This window comes from Sphingomonas adhaesiva, assembly GCF_002374855.1.
Classification (GTDB): domain Bacteria; phylum Pseudomonadota; class Alphaproteobacteria; order Sphingomonadales; family Sphingomonadaceae; genus Sphingomonas; species Sphingomonas adhaesiva.
The window spans coordinates 13,432-31,990 of record NZ_NWVC01000007.1; the positions used below are offsets into that span (position 1 = coordinate 13,432).

The window sequence follows — 18,559 nt, forward strand, 5'->3', positions numbered from 1 at the left end:
TGGTGATGCCCGTGCGGCCGCGCCACGGCAAGCGGCGTTGCCACCGCGATGGCAGGGGGTTAGCGTCCGCGGCAACGCATGAGACCAGGAGACCGGATGTCCCGTTACACGTTGCTCGCCATCCCCGCGCTGGTCGCCGCGCCGGCCATCGCACAGGTCGCGGAGCCGGCGGTGGCCCCGGCGGTGGCAGTGCCCGCCGCGATCACCGCCGATGGCGTGCCGCCGATCCCCGCCGCGCTGGCGGACCGCACGCGCCCGTATCTGGAGGCGCGATCGGCGGGCGTGGTGGACTGGAACCCGCGCGACCGGTCGCTGCTGATGGCCACCCGCTTCGCCAATGTCGCGCAGCTCCACACCGTCGCCGCGCCGCTGGCGATGCGCCGCCAGATCACGTTCGAGGCGGATCGCGTGTCGTCGGCACGCTATTCGCCGTCGGGCGACGTACTGGTGGTGGAAAAGGACAGCGGCGGGGGCGAATTCTACCAGCTCTACACGCTCGCGAACGGGCAGCTAACGCTGCTGACCGATGGGAAGAGCCGCAACCAGTTCGGCGCGTTCAGCCATGACGGGCGGCTGGTCGGCTATTCCTCCACGCGCCGCAACGGCGCGGACAGCGACCTGTACGTGATGGACCCGCGCGATCCGAAGAGCGACCGGATGGTCGCGCAGGTGACCGGCGGCGGCTGGAGCATCGTGGATTTCGCGCCCGGCGGCGGCCATGCGCTGGTCGGGAAATATACGTCGGTGCAGCAGTCGACGCTCTACGACCTCGACCTGGCGACCGGCGCGCTGCGCGCGATCACCGATCCGAAGGCGGCGGTGGCGTGGAGCGGCGCGCATTATGCCCCGGACGGCACCTTGTGGGTCATTTCGGACCAAGGGTCGGACGTCGCGCGGCTGGGCACCCTGGACCCGCGCACCGGGCGCTTCACCCCCGTGGCGGGGGATCCGCGCTGGGACGTGGAGGATATGGAGATCGCGCCGGACGGCCGGTTCCTGGTGTTCGTCGTCAACGAAGCGGGGGCGAGCCGGGTGAAGGTGATGGACCTGGCGACCCGCGCGGTACGCCCGGTCACCGGGCTGCCCGACGGGGTGGCATCGGGGGTGCGGATCGCGCCCTGGGGGACGATCGCGGTGACCGTCGGCGGCGCGGGGACCCCGGGTGACGTCTTCGCGATCGACCCCGCCACGCTGGCGGTGACGCGCTGGACGGAAAGCGAGACCGGCGGACTGGACCCGGCGCGCAACCCCGCGCCCGAACTGGTCACGGTGAAGAGCTTCGACGGGACGGCGGTGTCGGGCTTCCTCTATCGCCCCGATCCCGCGCGCTTCCCGGGCAAGCGCCCGCTGATCGTCAGCATCCATGGCGGGCCGGAGGGGCAGAGCCGCCCCGGTTTCCAGGGCGCGTCCAATTACTACACCAACGAACTGGGCGTCGCGCGCTTCTATCCCAACGTGCGCGGGTCGACCGGGTTCGGCAAACGCTTCGTCGCGGCGGACAACGGCCCGTTCAAGCGCGAGGATTCGGTGCAGGACATCGGCGCCTTCCTCGATACGCTGGCGAAGGATCCCGCCATCGACGCCGACCGCATCGGCGTGGAGGGCGGCAGCTATGGCGGGTACATGTGCTACGCCTCGGCGATCCGCTACGGCGCGCGGCTGAAGGGCGCGCTGTGCACCGTCGCGATATCGAACTTCGTGACCTTCCTGGAGAACACCCAGGCCTATCGCCGCGACCTGCGCCGTGTCGAATATGGCGACGAACGCGATCCGAAGCAGCGCGCGAAACTACTGGCGATCTCCCCGATGACGCGCGTCGCCGAACTGCGCGTGCCGCTGATGGTCGTCACCGGCGCCAACGATCCGCGCGTGCCCAAGAGCGAGGCGGACCAGATGGTCGCCGCGGTGCGCGCCAACGGCGGCAGCGCATGGCACGTCGTCGCCGCGGACGAGGGGCATGGCTATGCCAAGAAGGCCAATCGCGATTACGCCTATTGGGCGGGGCTGACCTTCTGGCAGGGCAAGCTGCTGGCGCCGCCACCGGTCGCCGCGGCGGGAGGCGCCAAGTGACCGCGCCCGCGCCGCTGCGCGCCGCGATCGTGCCGGTCACCCCGATCGAGCAGAATTGCACGCTGATCTGGTGCACCGCGACGATGAAGGCGGCGGTGATCGACCCGGGCGGCGACCTGCCCAAGATCCAGGCCGCGATCGCGCAGGCCGGGGTGACGGTGGAAAAGGTGCTGCTGACCCACGGCCATATCGACCATGCCGGCGAGGCGAAGCCGCTGGCCGAGGCGCTGGGCGTGCCGATCGAGGGGCCGCACGAGGACGATCGGTTCTGGCTGGCGCGGCTGGCCGACGACGGGCGCAACTGGGGCATCACCGGCGTACCGTTCGAACCTGATCGCTGGCTGGTCGACGGCGATACCGTGACGGTCGGCGATCTGGTGCTGGACGTCTATCACACCCCCGGCCACACCGCCGGGCACGTCATCTTCCACCATGCGCCGTCGAACTTCGCGCAGGTCGGCGACGTGCTGTTCCAGGGGTCGGTGGGGCGCACCGACCTGCCGCAGGGCAATCACAAGCAACTGATCGAATCGATCGTGACCAAGCTGTGGCCGCTGGGCGACGACACCACCTTCATCCCCGGCCACGGCCGCCCCAGCACCTTCGCGCACGAACGCGCGCACAACATGTTCGTCAGCGACCGCGCGCTGTCGGCCTAGACGCCGGCCCTCGCGCCCCGGCGCGTCAGGCCGATGGCGCGTCGGTGGCGGGGGCCAGCCGGACCGGCGCCGTGCGCGCGCCGTCGGTATAGGCGATCACCAGCGCCCAGCCGGCCAGCGCCGCCAGCAGCACCCACGTGCCCAGCGCGCCGACCGCGCGCAGCGGGTTGGGGGCGGCGCGGGTCATCCCCAGCCCGTGCGCGATTCGCACCGCAACGAACGCGCCGCCCAGCCCCCACAGCCCCGACGGCGATCCGCCCGCCAGTTCGATCGCGGCGATCAGGATCAGCGCGAACGGCGCATATTCGATGAAATTGGCGTGCGCGCGCTGCAGCGCGAACAGCCGTTCGTCGCCGCCGTCGCCCAGCATCACCTTGCCGCGCATCCGCCCCGGCACGATTCGCACCGCCAGCCACAGGTTGACCGCGGCACAGGCCGCGGCGATCGTCAGTGTCACCGGAAGCACCAGCATCTTCACCCCTCCCCAAGGCGCACGCGCGCCGCGGGCAGCGTGCCATCGGCCGACGCGGCTTGCAACGTCGCGGAATTTCGCTATAGGCGCGGGGCTTCGCGATGCGAGCCGATGCCCGGCTGCCTGCCGCGGCTGGCCATCGCGCCGGTCGCTGCGGGCGTTGTGCGCCGACTGGCCGCGTATGGAAACATTAGACAGATCAAGGTGCCGCGATGGCCGTCCCCAAGCGAAAGACTTCTCCCTCCCGCCGTGGCATGCGCCGTTCGCATGACGCGCTGTCGGTAGAGGCGTTCCAGGAATGCCCGAACTGCGGCGAGCTGAAGCGTCCGCACAACCTGTGCACCGCCTGCGGCCATTATAACGGCCGCGAGGTCGTCGCGGTCGACGCCTGATCCACGGGCACGACGCGACCTTACAGGAGCCCGCCTCAGCTATGTCCGACAGATCCCGGATCGCCGTCGATGCGATGGGCGGCGACGAAGGGCTGGCGGTGATGCTGGCGGGCGTCGCACGTGCGCGTCGCGACATCGACGACATCAGCTTCCTGCTGGTGGGCGACGAACCGGCGATTCGCGCCGGGCTGGCCAACCACCCGAACCTGTCGCAGCATTCCGAGATCGTCCACGCCCCCGACGTGATCGCGGGCGACGAAAAGCCCAGCCAGGCGATCCGCCGCGCGCGGACGACGTCGATGGGCATCGCGATCGACTGCGTGAAGCAGGGGCGGGCCGCCGCCGCGGTATCCGCGGGCAATACCGGCGCGCTGATGTCGATGGCCAAGCTGTCGCTGCGCACCATGCCGGGGATCGACCGGCCCGCGCTCGCCGCGCTGCTGCCGACCCTGGGCGACAATGACGTCGTCATGCTCGATCTGGGCGCCAACACCGAATGCGACGCGCGCAATCTGGTGCAGTTCGCGGTGATGGGCGCGGCCTATGCGCGCACCACGCTGGACCTGTCGGCGCCGCGCGTCGCGCTGCTCAACATCGGCAGCGAGGATCAGAAGGGCACCGGCGAGATCCGCGACGCCGCGCAGCAATTGCGCGCCGCCACCCATCTGCCGATGCGCTTTGCCGGCTTCGTCGAGGGCGACCGGCTGTCGCGCGGCGAACATGACGTGATCGTCTGCGACGGCTTTTCGGGCAACATCGCGCTCAAGACCGCGGAGGGCACCGCGCGCTTCGTCGCCGACCTGCTCAAGCGCGCGTTCCGCAGCTCGGTCCGCTCGAAGGTCGGCTTCCTGATCTCGCGCCCCGCCACCGAGCTGCTGCGCGACCACCTCGATCCCAACAACCACAATGGCGCGGTCTTCCTCGGCCTCAACGGGCTGGTGGTGAAGAGCCACGGCAGCGCGAACGAGCGCGGCGTGGCGACCGCGATCGGCAATGCCGCGAAGATGGTGAAGGCGGACCTGACCCGCCGCATCATCGAAGACCTAGGCAATTTCGAAGCGAAAGCAGCGGCATGATCCGTTCGGTGCTGATCGGGACGGGATCGGCGCTGCCGGTCCGCCGTGTGTCCAATGCCGAACTGGCGGCACAGGTCGACACCTCCGACGAATGGATCGTCGAGCGCACCGGCATCCGTTTCCGACACATCGCCGGCGCCGACGAGACGACCGCGACGCTGGCGCGCGACGCCGCTTTGTCCGCGATCGCGGCGGCGGGGGTGACCGCGCAGGATATCGACCTGATCGTGCTGGCCACCGCCACGCCCGACAATACCTTCCCCGCGACCGCGACCAAGGTGCAGGCGATGCTGGGCATCGACGATTGCGTCGCGTTCGACGTCGCGGCGGTCTGTTCCGGCTTCCTCTATGCGGTGCAGGTCGCCGACAGCATGATCCGCGCGGGCGCGCATCGCCGCGCGCTGGTGATCGGCGCGGAAACGTTCAGCCGCATCCTCGACTGGGAGGATCGCACCACCTGCGTGTTGTTCGGCGACGGCGCCGGCGCGATCGTGCTGGAGGCGCGCGACACCGCCGACGATCCCGCCGATGGCGCCGCGCGCGGCATCCTGGCGACGCGGCTGCACGCCGACGGGCGGCATAACGAACTGCTCTACGTCGACGGCGGCCCCTCGACGACCGGCACGGTCGGCAAGCTGCGGATGAAGGGGCGCGAGGTGTTCCGCCACGCCGTGGTCAACCTGGCCGCGGTGATGGAGGAGGCGCTCACCGCCGCGGGCCTCGCCACCGATGCGGTCGACTGGGTCGTCCCGCACCAGGCCAACGCCCGCATCCTCGATGCGACCGCGCGCAAGCTGTCGCTGCCGGCGGACAAGGTGGTGATGACCGTCGACCGCCACGCCAACACCTCGGCCGCGTCGGTGCCGCTCGCGCTCGACACCGCGGTGCGCGACGGGCGCATCATTCCGGGACAGATCATCGTCCTGGAGGCGATGGGCGGCGGATTTACCTGGGGTGCGGCGGTCCTGCGCTACTGATCCAGGTTGGCAATCGGCATCGACAAGCCGGGCTGCGGGCGGTAACGATCGGACACGGCTAACCTTTCTGGGGGGAATGGTAGGGACATGACGGACGCAGGAACGCTCACCCGCGCGGATCTGGCAGAGGCGCTGCACCGGCAGGTCGGGCTGTCGCGCGCGGATTCGGCGCGGATGGTCGAACAGATCCTGGAAAAGATGTGCGGCGCGCTGGCGCGTGGCGAAAACGTCAAGATCTCCGGTTTCGGCACCTTCGTCCTGCGCGACAAGGGCGAGCGCGTCGGCCGCAATCCCAAGACCGGCGTCGAAGTGCCGATCGCCCCGCGCCGCGTGCTGACGTTCCGCGCCAGCCAGATGATGCGCGACCGCATCATCGGCGCCGGATGACGCGCGTGGCGTCGGAGACCAAATCCGCCGCCGCTTTCCGTACCATCGGCGAGGTCGCGGCCGCGACCGGTATCGCCCCGCACATCCTGCGCTATTGGGAGGGCCGCTTCCCGCAGCTGCGCCCGGTGACGCGCGCGGGCAAGCGCCGCTACTACCGCCCCGAAGACGTCGCGCTGGTCGAACGGATCGACCGGCTGCTCAACCGCGAGGGCTATACCGTCAAGGGCGTGCAGCAGCTGCTGGACGCCGAACGCCGGCGGTCCGCCCGCCCCGCCACGACGCTGCGCGACGTCCGCGACCTGCTGGCCACCGCGCTGGCGCAGGACGACCGCGCGGCGCGGGAGTGACCCGCGCCGGTCCGATGTGCGCCGGCTGCGGTGCCGCGGTGCCGTTCCGGCGCACGCAATGGGGATGGGGAAAACCCTTCCCGTGCCGCCGCTGCGGGCGGCAGCTGGTGATCCCCCGGTCGCTGTCGGCGATCGGTACCGTACTGTTCGTCCCGTACTGGATGCTGAAGGGCCGCGCCGACGGGATGGCGCAGACCGCCGCGCGATCGCGACCCTCGCCGCCGTCGCGCTGCTGCTCGGCCGGCTGCTGGCCCGGGCGAAGGTCGCGCCGCCGGACTGATCCTTACTCGCCCGGGTGGATCGCGACACCATCGAACCCCTCCGCCACCGCGGGCGCCTCGAACTGCGCCGCGACCGACCGGATCGCCGCCACCGGCACCACCTTGTCGGCGGGTCGCGCCGCATTGCGGGCGATCGCGACGTCGACGGGCGTGTCGATCCAGACCGCGTCCACCGCACATCCCAGCCGCCGCGCGATCGCGATGATCGGCGCGCGGTGCCGCGCACCCGGCAGCGCCGCATCGACATGGATCGTGGAGGGGGAAGGGGGCCGGGCGGCGATCCACGTCGACTTGCCCGCGCCCTGTATGCCGCAGACGATCACCACGCGCACCGGCGGCGGCGTGCGCCCGATCGCCTCCTCCAGCGCCGCATAGGCCGCCTGCCACGCCGCCGCGTTACGCTCCGGCGTCCAGACGCGGCCATCCGCGGTTTCGAGGAAATCGTCGGGATTGATCGATACCGCGTCCGGCATGGCGTGCGTCGCTGCGGGGTCCGGTCAGGCGGCCGGTGACAGCGGGCGAATCGCCACGCCGTCGGCATCGAAATTCCCGTCGTCCAGCCACGCAGTGAACAGCGCGCGTCGCGCGGCCCATTCCGGCGCGAGGATCGCGAACCAGGCGGTGTCGCGGCGGCGCCCCTTTACGATGGCGTGTGCGCGCCACGTCCCTTCATGGGTGAAGCCGAATCGCCGCTCCGCGCGCATCGACGCGGCGTTCAGCGCATTGCAGCGCCATGCCACGCGATGATAACCGAGCGCGAAGGCGTGGTTCATCATCAGGAAGATCGCCTCGGTCGCGGCACGGGTGCGTTGCGGCCGCGGCGAAAGCCACACGCTACCGATCTCGATCGCAGCATCGCCGGGCGCGATGTCGCAAAACGATGCCCAGCCCTCCGCCTTGCCGCTGGATGCCGGGATCGCCGCGAAGAACGGCTGGTCGTCGCGGCCGGCGATCCGGCCGGCATGCGCGGCCAGATCGTTCCTGGTCGCGAACGGCCCGTAGGACAGATAGGCCCAAGACGCGTCCGCCTGCCCGGCGGCCGACTACAGGCCGTCGACGTGCCCCGCGGACAAGGGTTCGAGCGTGACCGATCGGCCGGCATGGCGCACGGGCGCGGGCATCCGCGGGGCGGGGGCGGAAACGACCGGGCCAAGCGGTATCGGGCTCATGCCGACGTCATGGCCGGGCGCCATGGCGATATCAACCGCCGCCGCCCGACACGCGCCACACCGCCGCCGGGGCGGCGGAACGCCCCGGCGCCGCATGGATCAGATGTGGATCGGTTTGCCCTGCACCGCCATCGCGGCTTCCTTGACGGCTTCCGAATGGGTCGGGTGCGCGTGGCAGGTGTAGGCGATATCCTCGCTGGTGGCGCCGAATTCCATCGCCTGCGCGGCCTGCGCGATCATCGTGCCCGCGACGCTGGCGATGCACCATACGCCCAGCACGCGATCGGTCTTCGCATCCGCGATCACCTTCACCAGCCCGTCCGGTTCGTGGTTGGTCTTGGCGCGGCTGTTGGCGACCATCGGGAACTTCCCGACCTTCACCTCGCCGCGTTCCTTCGCCGCTTCCTCGGTCAGGCCGACGCCCGCGACCTCGGGCCAGGTGTAGACGACCGACGGGATGATATCGTGGTTCACGATGCCGTGCTGGCCGGCGATGTTCTCGGCGACGGCGATCCCCTCGTCCTCGGCCTTGTGCGCCAGCATCGGGCCGGGGACGACGTCGCCGATCGCCCAGATGCCGTCCACCGCGGTGCGGAAGTCGTGGTCGATCTCGATCTGGCCGCGCTGGTTGGCCGACAGGCCGGCCTTGTCGAGCGCCAGCCCGTCGGTGTTCGGGCGCCGCCCGATCGACACCAGCACGCAATCCGCCTCGATCGTCGTCGCCTCGCCGCCCGCGGCCGGCTCCAGCGTCAGCGTCGCCTTGTCGCCGTTCACCGCGACGCCGGTGACCTTGGTCGACAGCCTGAACTCGATCCCCTGCTTCTTGAAGATCTTGTTCGATTCCTTGCGGATATCGCCGTCGAAGCCGGGCAGGATCTGGTCGAGGAATTCGACGCAGGTCACCTTCGCGCCCAGCCGGCGCCACACGCTGCCCAGCTCCAGCCCGATCACACCGCCGCCGATGACGACCATATGCTCGGGCACCTTGGGCAGCTCCAGCGCGCCGGTCGAATCGACCACCACCTTCTGGTCGATCGTCACGCCCGGCAGCGGGGTGACCGACGAACCGGTGGCGATGACGATGTTCTTCGCGGTGACGGCCTGCCCGCCGACGTCGACGCTGTGCGCGCCGGTGAACGCCGCGCGGCCCTTCAGCCAGGTGACCTTGTTCTTCTTGAACAGGAATTCGATCCCGCCGGTCAGCTGCTTCACCGCGTCGCGGCGCTGCCCGTGCATCGTGTCGAGGTCGAGCTCGACCGTCGTCCTGATGCCCAGCTTGGCCATCGCCCCGTTGGCGGCATGATCGTAGAGTTCGGAGGCGTGGAGCATCGCCTTCGACGGGATGCAGCCGACGTTCAGGCAGGTGCCGCCCAGCGTCTCGCGGCTTTCGGCGCACGCGGTCTTCAGCCCCAGCTGCGCGGCACGGATCGCGGCGACATAGCCGCCCGGGCCGGCGCCGATCACGAGGACGTCATAGTCGTACTGCTGTTCGTCAGCCATGTTCACACCTTTCGTGCTCCGGCGCAGGCCGGAGCGTTGGCCTCACGCGCAAACGTCATCGAAGAGATCGCGCCAATCGGGATTTCGCTCCTCGATCAGCCGCAACTTCCACGCGCGCTTCCATTTCTTCATCCGATACTCGCAGGCGCACGCCTCCTGCAGATCGTCGAAATATTCGTACCAGACCAACCGGACGCAACCCTTGTCGCGCGAATGGCCCTCGATCACGCCGTTGCGGTGCTGCCATGCGCGCTGCGGCAGGTTGCTGGTCACACCAAGATACGTCTGCCCGCGGCGATGGTTCGCCATCAGATAGACGCATCCGGCCTTCACCGCGCCACTGCCACTGCCACTGCCACTGCCACCGCTTTGGCCTGCGCCGGAGCACCGCGCGCGGCCATCACAAATCGATCAGGATCCGCGTCGGGTCCTCGATCGCGTTCTTCAGCGCGACCAGGAAGGTCACCGCCTCGCGCCCGTCGATCAAACGGTGGTCGTAGCTGAGCGCCAGATACATCATCGGGCGCACCACCACCTGGCCGTCGCGGACGACCGGGCGGTCCTCGATGCGGTGCAGGCCCAGCACCGCCGACTGCGGCGGGTTGATGATCGGGGTGGACATCAGCGAACCGAACACGCCGCCGTTCGAGATGGTGAAGGTGCCGCCCTTCATCTCGTCCATCTTGAGCGTGCCGTCCTTGGCGCGCTTGCCGAAATCGCCGATCGTCTTCTCGATACCGGCGACCGACAGGTCCTGCGCATCGCGGATCACCGGCACGACCAGCCCGTTGGGGGCGCTGACCGCGACCGAGATGTCGGCATAATCGTGATAGACGATCTCGTCGCCCTCAATGCTGGCGTTGACGGACGGGATGTCCTTCAGCGCCATCGTCGCGGCCTTCACGAAGAAGCCCATGAAGCCCAGCCGGACGCCGTGCTTCTTCTCGAACAGGTCCTTGTACTTGGCGCGCGCCTCGATCACCGCGGTCATGTCGACGTCGTTGAACGTCGTCAGCATCGCGGCGGTGTTCTGCGCCTCCTTCAAACGCTTGGCGATCGTCTGGCGAAGGCGCGTCATCTTGACGCGCTCTTCGTTGCGGCCGCCCGACGATGCCGGGGCGGCCGCGGGCGCCGCAGCCGGGGCGGGGGCGGCGGCCGGCTTGGACGAGGCGGCGGCGGCGACGTCTTCCTTGGTCAGGCGGCCGTCGCGCCCGGTGCCCTTGATCGTCGCGGGATCGACGCCGTGTTCCAGCACCGCGCGGCGCACCGACGGCGACAGCGCGGCGGGGGCGTCGCCCTTCGGCTCGGCCGGGGCCTGCTCGCCCGCGGTCGCGGCCGGGTTCGCCTGCGCCGGAGCGGCAGCAGCGGCGGGGGCGGGGGCCGCGGCGGCGCCGTCACCGCTTTCGATCGTGGCGATCATCGCGCCGACCTCGACGGTGTCGCCGACCTTGACCGCATGCTGGCCCATCACGCCCGCGACCGGCGACGGCACCTCGACGGAAACCTTGTCGGTCTCCAGGCTGGCGATCGCTTCGTCGACGGCAACGGGGTCGCCGGGCTGCTTCAGCCATTCGCCGACCGTCGCTTCGGTGATCGATTCGCCCAGCGTGGGGACGAGGACCTCGGTTGCCATGTTACTTCCTGTCCTGTTCATCGTCGATGTAGGTGGCGTCGTCGTTCAATGCGGACAACGGCGCGGTACGTAAGGTGGTGATCCCGGCGTCGTCGCACGCCATCCGGACCAGCGCGCCCGCAGGCGCCGCGGCCAGGTCGGCCAGCGATAGCGAACGGCCGGCCGCCAGTGCGTCGGCCTGCGGTCGAACGCCGAGCGCGGGGACGGCCGCCGTCGCGCGGGCCAGCGCGGCGTCGACGGCGAACGCTTCGATCGCGTCGACCCGGTCGGCGGCGCAGTCGACGCGGAACATCGTCAGCTGGCGCGGGGTCGCGCCCGGCAGCCCGATCTGCAGCAGCGCCACGGTCCGGCCGGTGCGCGGACCCCGGACGCCCAGCGCGCTCTTGCGCGGCGCGCCCAGCAGCGGGTGCCAGGTGAAGTCGCGCAGCACCGGCGCGCCGTTCGCGGCGGGGGCATGCCCCGCCGCGACGGCCAGCGCGCCGGCGATGATCGCGACGCCCGCCATCAGCTGGCCGCCTTGCCCGATTTCTTGGTGGTGTCGGCCTCGCGCGTGCGGCGGATCTCGTCGCGCACGTTATGCCCCAGCGCATCGGCGATCAGCGCGCCCTGTTCGGCCTGGTGGCGCTTCATCAGGCCCGTCGCCGGGGAGGCGGAGGCGGCGCGCCCGGCGTAGCGCGGACGCGCGATCCGCGCCCCCGCCATGCCTAGCGCTTCCTCGATGAAGGGTTCGACGAAGAACCAGTAACCGTTGTTCTTCGGCTCTTCCTGTGCCCAGACGACATGCTCCAGGTTCGGCATCCGCTCGATCCGCTTCGCCAGCGCCTCGGTGGGGAAGGGATACAGCTGTTCGATGCGGACGATCTGTGTCGTGTCGTCGCCGGCCGCGTCGCGCGCCTCGATCAGGTCGTAGGCGACCTTGCCGGTGCACAGCACCAGCCGCTTCGTCGCGCCGTCCGCCGGTGCCGACGGATCGGACAGGATGCGGCGGAAGTGGCTGTCGCCCTGGAAATCCTCGGCGCGGCTGACCGCCAGCTTGTGGCGCAGCAGCGACTTGGGCGTCATCACGATCAGCGGCTTGCGGAACGTGCGGTGCATCTGCCGGCGCAGCAGGTGGAAGTAATTGGCCGGGGTGGTGCAGTTGGCGACCTGCATGTTGTCGCCAGCGCACAATTGCAGGAAGCGTTCCGGGCGCGCGGAGCTATGCTCCGGTCCCTGGCCCTCGTAGCCGTGCGGCAGCAGCATCACCAGGCCGTTGGCGCGCAGCCACTTGGCCTCGCCGCTGGCGATGAACTGGTCGATCATGATCTGCGCGCCGTTGACGAAGTCGCCGAACTGCGCCTCCCACAGCACCAGCGTCTTCGGATCGGCGAGCGCATAGCCATATTCGAAGCCCAGCACGCCATATTCGCTCAGCGGGCTGTCGAGCACCTCGAAGCTGCCGTGCGGCACGGTCCACAGCGGCACGTACTTGTGCTCGTCATTCTGGTCGACCCAGACGGCGTGCCGCTGCGAGAAGGTGCCGCGGCCCGAATCCTGGCCCGACAGGCGCACGCCATAGCCTTCGTGCAGCAGCGATCCGAACGCCAGCGCCTCGCCGGTCGCCCAGTCGAAATTCTGGCCGGTCGCGAACATCTGCCGCTTGGCGTCCAGCACGCGCGCCAGCGTCTTGTGGATCGCGATGCTGTCGGGGACCGTCGTCAGCGTGCGGCCGATCGAATCGAACAGCTTCTGCTCGATCCCGGTATCGACGCTGCGCCGCGCGGTTTCCGGGTCGGCGGGGGCGTGCAGGCCGGACCAGCGGCCGGCGAACCAGTCCGCCTTGTTCGGCTTGTAGCTGGCGCCCGCCTCGAACTCGCCTTCCAGCAGCGCGGTCTGCTGCGCGACGGCGTCGTCGATCCATGCCTGGTCGACCACCTTCTCCTCGATCAGGCGCTTGCCGTAGATCTCGGACACCGGCGGATGGCTGCGGATCGCCTTGTACATCAGCGGCTGGGTGAAGCCCGGCTCGTCGCCCTCGTTATGGCCGAAGCGGCGATAGCACCACATGTCGACCACGACGTCGCGGTGGAACGTCTGGCGATATTCGATCGCCATCTTGGTGGCGAAGGTCACCGCCTCGGGATCGTCGCCGTTGACGTGGAAGATCGGCGCCTGCACCCCCTTGGCCACATCCGACGGATAGGGCGAGGAGCGCGCGAACTGCGGGCTGGTGGTGAAGCCGATCTGGTTGTTGATGACGAAATGGACGCAGCCGCCGGTATTGTAGCCGCGGATGCCGGAAAAGCCGAAGCATTCCCACACGATGCCCTGGCCCGCGAAGGCCGCGTCGCCGTGGATCAGCACCGGCAGCGCGCGCGAGTGCGTCTCCAGGTCCTTGGCGATCGTCTGGATCGCGCGCACCTTGCCCAGCACCACCGGGTCGGCGGCTTCGAGGTGCGAGGGGTTGGCGACCAGCGACATGTGCACCTTGTGCCCGTCGAATTCACGGTCGGTGGAGGTGCCGAGGTGATATTTCACGTCGCCCGACCCGCCGATGTCGTCCGGATTGGCCGATCCGCCGGCGAATTCGTGGAAGATCACGCGCAGCGGCTTGGCCATCACATTGGCCAGCACGTTGAGGCGCCCGCGGTGCGCCATGCCGAACACGATCTCGTTCACGCCGGCCGCGCCGCCGTACTTGATGACGCTTTCCAGCGCCGGGATCATGCTCTCACCGCCGTCCAGGCCGAAGCGCTTGGTGCCGACATACTTGCGGCCCAGGAACTTCTCCCACTGCTCGGCCTCGATCACCTTGTTCAGGATCGCCTTCTTGCCCTGAACCGAGAATTCGATCGCCTTGTCCTTGCCCTCCATGCGCTCCTGGAGGAACTTGCGCTCCTCGACATCGGCGATGTGCATATATTCCAGCCCGACGCTGCCGCAGTAGTTGCGGCGCAGCGTGTCGACGATCTCGCGCACCGTCGCCCACTGCATCCCCAGCGTGCCGCCCAGATAGACCGGGCGGTCGATGTCGGCGTCGGAGAAGCCGTGGTATTCGGTCGTCAGGTCGGCCGGCAGCGAGCGCGGGCCGGACAGGCCCAGCGGGTCGAGATTGGCGGCCAGGTGCCCGCGCACGCGATAGGTGCGGATCAGCATCTGGGCGCGGATCGAATCGCCCGCGGCCTTGACGATATCGTCCTTCGACGGGGCGGGGGCGACCGGCGTCGCGGGGGCGGGCTTGCCGCCGCCCTTCGTGGGCTTGGGCGCCGGCTCCATCTGCGTCGGGTCGAGCGCGGCAGTCAGATCGTCGGTGGTGGTCAGCGGCCACCGCTCGTTCGTCCAGGACGGTGCGGCGGACGCGCCCTCCAGCCCTTCGAAGAACTGCCGCCAGCCCGGCTCGACGGTGTCGGGCGAGGTCTTGAACCGCGCATACAGCGCGTCGATGAACGCGGGGCTGACGCCGCCCGCGATGTCGCCGAAATCCTGACCTTCGTAGCCCATGATACGCATCTCCGGCCGCCCGCCTTGTCTATCGTACGCCACCCCGGCCGAGGCCGGGGTCCAGAGCCGCGAGCGGCCCGCTTGCCGCCCTGGATCCCGGCCCCCAGGCCCCTGAAAACTACCTGTTTTCAGGGGAACCCGTCGCCGGAATGACGCTACGTCGTCTTACTTGTTCAGCACGCTCAACAGCGTCGAGCCCAGCTCGCTGGGGCTCGCCGCGACCTTGATGCCGGCTTCTTCCATCGCCGCGATCTTGTCCTCGGCGCCGCCCTGGCCGCCCGACACGATCGCGCCGGCGTGGCCCATGCGGCGGCCCGGAGGCGCCGTGCGGCCCGCGATGAAGCCGGCCATCGGCTTCTTGCGGCCACGCTTGGCCTCGTCCTTCAGGAACTGCGCGGCCTCTTCCTCGGCCGAACCGCCGATCTCGCCGATCATGATGATCGACTGGGTCGCCTCGTCCGCCAGGAACAGCTCCAGCACGTCGATGAAGTTGGTGCCGTTGACCGGATCGCCGCCGATGCCGACCGCGGTGGTCTGGCCCAGGCCCGCGTTCGAGGTCTGGAACACCGCCTCATAGGTGAGCGTGCCCGAACGGCTGACGACGCCGACCGAACCCTTCTTGAAGATGTTGCCCGGCATGATGCCGATCTTGCATTCGCCCGGCGTCAGTACGCCCGGGCAGTTCGGGCCGATCAGCCGCGACTTGCTGCCCGACAGCGCGCGCTTCACCTTTACCATGTCGAGCACCGGAATGCCCTCGGTGATCGCGACGATCAGCGGCACTTCGGCGTCGATCGCCTCCAGGATCGAATCGGCGGCGAAGGGCGGCGGCACGTAGATGACCGATGCGGTCGCGCCGGTCTTCTCCACCGCTTCGTGGACGGTGTTGAAATTGGGCAGGCCCAGCTCCTCGTGGATCGTGCCGCCCTTGCCCGGCGTCACGCCGCCGACCATCTGCGTGCCGTAATCCAGCGCGGTCTTCGTGTGGAAGGTGCCGGTCTTGCCGGTCATCCCTTGCGTGATGACCTTGGTGTTCTTGTCGACGAGGATGCTCATTCGCGTTCCGTCCTTACCACCCCGGCGCAGGCCGGGGTCCAGTTGGGAAGGCGGTCATGGTCGTGCGATGCGATCGTACAGGTCGTCCCAGTCGGGGTTCAGCCCCTCGATCTCCCGCAATTTCCAGTTCCGCCTCCACTCCTTCATCTGCAGCTCTCGCTGCCGCGCGGCTTCCCAGCTTTCATGCACTTCGTACCAGACGAGGCGATGACAGCCGTATCGTTTCGAAAACCCGTCGACGGCGCCGGTGCGATGCTCCCATGCCCGCTTCGGCAGATTGACCGTCGATCCCAGATAGAGCGTTCCGTTGCGACGGCTGGCCATGATGTAGACATAGGCCGCGCCGATCATCGCGAGGGTTCTCCCCACTGGGCCCCGGCCTACGCCGGGGCGGGTGCAACTCCTTCCTTACGCCAGCGTGCCGTCGATACCCTTGCAGGCGACCAGCAGTTCCTTGACCGCGTCGACCGACACCTGAAGGTTCGCCTTCGCCTCGTCCGACAGCTTGACCTCGACGACCTTCTCGACGCCGCCGGCGCCGATCACGACGGGCACGCCGACGTAGAGGTTGTCGATGCCATATTCACCCGACAGGTGCGCCGCGGCCGGCAGGATGCGCTTCTGGTCGTACAGATACGCCTCGGCCATCGCGATGCCGCTGGTGGCGGGCGCGTAATAGGCCGAGCCGGTCTTGAGCAGCGCGACGATCTCGCCGCCGCCGCCGCGGGTGCGCTTGATGATCTCGTCGACCTTCTCCCTGGTGGAGAAGCCCATCTCGATCAGGTCGCTGACCGGGATGCCGCTGACGGTCGAATATTCCAGCACCGGCACCATCGTGTCGCCATGGCCGCCGAGCACGAAGGTGTTCACGTCCTTCACGCTGACGCCGAATTCCTCGGCGAGGAAGTGGCTGAAGCGTGCCGAATCGAGCACGCCCGCCATGCCGACCACCTTGTTGTGCGGCAGGCCGGAGAATTCGCGCAGCGCCCACACCATCGCGTCGAGCGGGTTGGTGATGCAGATGACGAAGGCGTCGGGGGCGTTCGCCTTGATGCCCTCGCCGACCGCCTTCATCACCTTCAGGTTGATGCCCAGCAGGTCGTCGCGGCTCATGCCCGGCTTGCGGGCGACACCGGCGGTGACGATGATGACGTCCGCGCCCGCGATGTCGGCATAGTCGTTCGAGCCCTTGATCGTGGCGTCGAAGCCTTCGACCGGGCCGCACTGCGACAGGTCCAGCGCCTTGCCCTGCGGCACGCCCTCGACCACGTCGAACAGGACGATGTCGCCCAGTCCCTTGAGCGCGGCCAGATGTGCGAGCGTTCCGCCGATATTACCGGCGCCGATCAATGCGATCTTCTTGCGGGCCATCCCATCCCCTTCCGTCGTTGACGTGTGAATGGTCACGCCGCCTACGCCCTTCCGGGCGATCGGGCAACCGCTAAAGCATGAGTCTTAAAAGATTACATGATAATCGTTCGCAGAAGCATTAAGACGTGGATCAGCCCCCATGCCCCTGTGCGAGATAGTCGTCCGACCGCATCTCCTCCAGCCGGCTGACCGTCCGCTGGAACTCGAACGCCCCGTCGCCGCGCGGATAAAGCGCGTCGGGCTGCGCATCGGCGGCCGCCAGCAGCTTCACCTTATGTTCGTACAGCGCGTCGATCAGGCTGACGAAGCGCGCCGCCTCGTTGCGGTTGTCCGGCCCCAGCATCGGGATCCCCACCAGGATGACGGTGTGGAACCGGCGCGCGATCGCCAGATAGTCGGCCGATCCGCGCGCCTCGCCGCACAGGCGCTTGAAGCTGAAGACCGCGACGCCCTTCAGCGCCTTGGGCACGTGCAGCGCGCGGCCCTGGACGGTCAGTTCCTCCGACGGGATCGGCTCGGTCACCTCATGGTCGGTCAGGCGGAAGAACGCGGCGGACAGCTCCGCCGTCGCGGCCGGGCCGTTGGGGACCAGCCAGATATCCTGCTGCCCCAGCCGGTCGCGGCGGTAATCGACCGGGCCGTTGAGCGCCAGCACGTCCAGCCGCTGCTCGATCAGCGCGATGAACGGCAGGAAATGCTCGCGGTTCAGGCCGTTGCGATACAGGTCCTGCGGCGGGCGGTTGGACGTGGTGACCACCGTCACGCCCGCCTCGATCAGCGCGGTGAACAGCCGCGACAGGATCATCGCATCGGGGCTGTTGGTGACCATCATCTCGTCGAACGCCAGCAGCCGCGCCTCCTCCGCCAGCGCGGCGGCGACCGGGGGGATCGGATCGCCCAGCTCCTTGCGCCGCTCGATCGCGATGCGGCCGTGCACCTCCAGCATGAACTCGCCGAAATGCACCCGCCGCTTCGCCGCGATGCCCGCCTGCGCATAGAACAGGTCCATCAGCATCGACTTGCCGCGCCCGACATCGCCCCACAGATAGACGCCGCGCGCCGGCACGACGCGGCGGCGCAGCAGGCCGGTGGTGCGCGGATGCTCCAGCTCGCGCGCCAGCGCGTCGAGCCGCGCGGCGGCGGCGGCCTGTTCGGGGTCGGGGCGCAGCTCGCCGGCGGCGATCAGCTGGTCGTAGGCGTGCAATACCGTCATGTCGTTCCCGTCGGCGCGATCACCGGCCGGGCTTGCGGATCGTGCCCGAAAATTCGGTGACCGGCCGCTCTCCCTGGACCAGCAGTCCGCGCAGGAAGATCAGCCGCCCGGTTTCGCGCAGCAGCTCGACCTGCGCCTCCAGCGGCTCGTCCAGCCGGGCGCCGCCGATGAAATGGGTGTTGAGGTCCAGCGTCACCGCCGGCCCCGCCTCGATCAGGCCGAACGTGCGCACCGCGGCGAACAGTGCCACGTCGATGAAGCCCAGCAACGCCCCGCCATGGACATGGTCGGCCAGGTTCGAATGCTGCCGCCCCGCGACCATCCGCACCCGCGCGATCCCGCCTTCGCGGCGCACGATGATCTCGCCCAGGAAGGCGTTGTAGCGCGTGGGATCGCGCAGCGCCCAGCGCATCCAGCCGGGATGGTCGGGATGCTCCTCGTAGATGAAGGCCGGGTGCGGCGTATCGGGGGCCATC

Annotated in this window: 23 protein-coding genes; 9 read left to right on the plus strand and 14 right to left on the minus strand. The window is 69.2% G+C overall.

The window, feature by feature from the left end; translation table 11 throughout:
* Positions 1-96: 96 nt before the first annotated feature.
* Both COA07_RS13395 and COA07_RS13400 read left to right on the plus strand, forming a co-directional pair.
* Positions 97-2,070 (plus strand): S9 family peptidase, encoded by a 1,974-nt coding sequence (locus COA07_RS13395; protein WP_066713270.1) that lies wholly within the window; start codon positions 97-99, stop codon positions 2,068-2,070.
* Positions 2,067-2,729, plus strand: a complete 663-nt coding sequence (locus tag COA07_RS13400) for an MBL fold metallo-hydrolase (RefSeq protein ID WP_066713267.1) — start codon at positions 2,067-2,069, stop codon at positions 2,727-2,729. Before COA07_RS13395 ends, COA07_RS13400 begins: the two co-directional genes overlap by 4 nt.
* 25 nt (positions 2,730-2,754) lie before the next feature.
* Here COA07_RS13400 and COA07_RS13405 read toward each other — a convergent pair whose 3' ends face one another.
* Positions 2,755-3,201 (minus strand): MAPEG family protein, encoded by a 447-nt coding sequence (locus tag COA07_RS13405; protein ID WP_375182541.1) that lies wholly within the window; start codon positions 3,199-3,201, stop codon positions 2,755-2,757.
* Positions 3,202-3,413: 212 nt separating this feature from the next.
* On the opposite strand from COA07_RS13405, the gene rpmF reads away from it, so the two are divergent.
* The 6 genes from rpmF (at position 3,414) to COA07_RS18000 (ending at position 6,660) form a co-directional block, all read left to right on the plus strand.
* On the plus strand, positions 3,414-3,593 hold the full coding sequence (gene rpmF / locus COA07_RS13410; protein ID WP_056633974.1) for a 50S ribosomal protein L32: 180 nt from the start codon (positions 3,414-3,416) through the stop codon (positions 3,591-3,593).
* A gap of 41 nt (positions 3,594-3,634) precedes the next feature.
* Positions 3,635-4,669: a phosphate acyltransferase PlsX gene (plsX, locus tag COA07_RS13415; protein WP_066713104.1), complete on the plus strand. Its 1,035-nt coding sequence runs from the start codon at positions 3,635-3,637 to the stop codon at positions 4,667-4,669.
* Positions 4,666-5,646: a beta-ketoacyl-ACP synthase III gene (locus tag COA07_RS13420; RefSeq protein WP_066713108.1), complete on the plus strand. Its 981-nt coding sequence runs from the start codon at positions 4,666-4,668 to the stop codon at positions 5,644-5,646. The genes plsX and COA07_RS13420 overlap by 4 nt, the downstream gene beginning before the upstream one ends.
* A gap of 87 nt (positions 5,647-5,733) precedes the next feature.
* Positions 5,734-6,033 (plus strand): integration host factor subunit alpha, encoded by a 300-nt coding sequence (locus COA07_RS13425; protein ID WP_066490543.1) that lies wholly within the window; start codon positions 5,734-5,736, stop codon positions 6,031-6,033.
* A complete protein-coding gene (locus COA07_RS13430; protein ID WP_096641211.1) occupies positions 6,030-6,380 on the plus strand; it encodes a MerR family transcriptional regulator in 351 nt (116 codons plus the stop codon). Before COA07_RS13425 ends, COA07_RS13430 begins: the two co-directional genes overlap by 4 nt.
* A 64-nt stretch (positions 6,381-6,444) precedes the next feature.
* Entirely contained in the window at positions 6,445-6,660 is a 216-nt protein-coding gene (locus tag COA07_RS18000; protein ID WP_141396540.1) for a hypothetical protein, read from the plus strand.
* A gap of 3 nt (positions 6,661-6,663) precedes the next feature.
* Here the strand turns inward: COA07_RS18000 and COA07_RS13435 are convergent, their stop codons facing one another.
* Positions 6,664-7,134, minus strand: coding sequence for an AAA family ATPase (locus tag COA07_RS13435; protein ID WP_066712823.1), 471 nt, complete (start codon positions 7,132-7,134; stop codon positions 6,664-6,666).
* Between the two features lie 24 nt (positions 7,135-7,158).
* Complete coding sequence (locus COA07_RS13440) at positions 7,159-7,578, minus strand: GNAT family N-acetyltransferase (protein ID WP_245842170.1); 420 nt, start codon at positions 7,576-7,578, stop codon at positions 7,159-7,161.
* On the opposite strand from COA07_RS13440, the gene COA07_RS18715 reads away from it, so the two are divergent.
* Complete coding sequence (locus COA07_RS18715; RefSeq protein WP_281254093.1) at positions 7,529-7,663, plus strand: hypothetical protein; 135 nt, start codon at positions 7,529-7,531, stop codon at positions 7,661-7,663. The genes COA07_RS13440 and COA07_RS18715 overlap by 50 nt on opposite strands.
* 41 nt (positions 7,664-7,704) lie before the next feature.
* Here the strand turns inward: COA07_RS18715 and COA07_RS18720 are convergent, their stop codons facing one another.
* The 11 genes from COA07_RS18720 to COA07_RS13490 form a co-directional block, all read right to left on the minus strand.
* Entirely contained in the window at positions 7,705-7,830 is a 126-nt protein-coding gene (locus tag COA07_RS18720; protein WP_281254094.1) for a hypothetical protein, read from the minus strand.
* Positions 7,831-7,929: 99 nt separating this feature from the next.
* The gene (gene lpdA, locus COA07_RS13445; protein WP_066712825.1) at positions 7,930-9,330 is read right to left on the minus strand and encodes a dihydrolipoyl dehydrogenase; all 1,401 of its coding nucleotides are present in this window, start codon (positions 9,328-9,330) and stop codon (positions 7,930-7,932) included.
* A gap of 42 nt (positions 9,331-9,372) precedes the next feature.
* Positions 9,373-9,663 carry a GIY-YIG nuclease family protein gene (locus COA07_RS13450; protein ID WP_255266825.1) on the minus strand — a complete coding sequence of 97 codons (291 nt, stop codon included), beginning with the start codon at positions 9,661-9,663 and terminating at the stop codon, positions 9,373-9,375.
* 67 nt (positions 9,664-9,730) lie between these two features.
* Positions 9,731-10,963 (minus strand): 2-oxoglutarate dehydrogenase complex dihydrolipoyllysine-residue succinyltransferase, encoded by a 1,233-nt coding sequence (gene odhB / locus COA07_RS13455; RefSeq protein ID WP_096641212.1) that lies wholly within the window; start codon positions 10,961-10,963, stop codon positions 9,731-9,733.
* A gap of 1 nt (position 10,964) precedes the next feature.
* On the minus strand, positions 10,965-11,468 hold the full coding sequence (locus COA07_RS13460) for a hypothetical protein (protein ID WP_096641214.1): 504 nt from the start codon (positions 11,466-11,468) through the stop codon (positions 10,965-10,967).
* Positions 11,468-14,443, minus strand: a complete 2,976-nt coding sequence (locus COA07_RS13465; protein ID WP_066708662.1) for a 2-oxoglutarate dehydrogenase E1 component — start codon at positions 14,441-14,443, stop codon at positions 11,468-11,470. The genes COA07_RS13460 and COA07_RS13465 overlap by 1 nt, the downstream gene beginning before the upstream one ends.
* Positions 14,444-14,608: 165 nt before the next feature.
* Positions 14,609-15,499: a succinate--CoA ligase subunit alpha gene (gene sucD, locus COA07_RS13470; RefSeq protein ID WP_066708658.1), complete on the minus strand. Its 891-nt coding sequence runs from the start codon at positions 15,497-15,499 to the stop codon at positions 14,609-14,611.
* Positions 15,500-15,553: 54 nt separating this feature from the next.
* Entirely contained in the window at positions 15,554-15,850 is a 297-nt protein-coding gene (locus COA07_RS13475; protein WP_066708655.1) for a GIY-YIG nuclease family protein, read from the minus strand.
* Positions 15,851-15,907: 57 nt separating this feature from the next.
* Complete coding sequence (gene mdh, locus COA07_RS13480; protein WP_066708650.1) at positions 15,908-16,870, minus strand: malate dehydrogenase; 963 nt, start codon at positions 16,868-16,870, stop codon at positions 15,908-15,910.
* Positions 16,871-17,000: 130 nt separating this feature from the next.
* On the minus strand, positions 17,001-18,083 hold the full coding sequence (zapE, locus tag COA07_RS13485; RefSeq protein WP_066708647.1) for a cell division protein ZapE: 1,083 nt from the start codon (positions 18,081-18,083) through the stop codon (positions 17,001-17,003).
* Between the two features lie 19 nt (positions 18,084-18,102).
* Complete coding sequence (locus tag COA07_RS13490; RefSeq protein ID WP_066708644.1) at positions 18,103-18,558, minus strand: PaaI family thioesterase; 456 nt, start codon at positions 18,556-18,558, stop codon at positions 18,103-18,105.
* Position 18,559: the final 1 nt, after the last annotated feature.